A 204-nucleotide genomic window follows, 5' to 3' on the forward strand; every position below is an offset into this window, starting at 1 on the left:
ACTAAACGTCCATTCTTAATTTGCCATTCAAACCACTTGGCAAAATCTTGTTTAAAACCATCAACGCTATATTTTTCTTGTAGAAGCGCTCCTTCAAAATCTATCGGATCAAGATAGGTAGGCTTATCTTCTGGGCGAGCATATACACCAATCCATGTATCGTAATCCCCTTCAAAATAACCATCTATCACATAACCTTTTTTA

1 pseudogene is annotated in these 204 nt (G+C 36.3%); it reads right to left on the bottom strand.

Annotation, left to right across the window (positions count from 1 at the left end):
- Positions 1 to 204: pseudogene (locus AB3I00_RS14925) on the bottom strand (Phi-29-like late activator); the annotation flags it as partial.

This window comes from Enterococcus sp. C76, assembly GCF_040886985.1.
Taxonomy (GTDB): domain Bacteria; phylum Bacillota; class Bacilli; order Lactobacillales; family Enterococcaceae; genus Enterococcus_B; species Enterococcus_B lactis.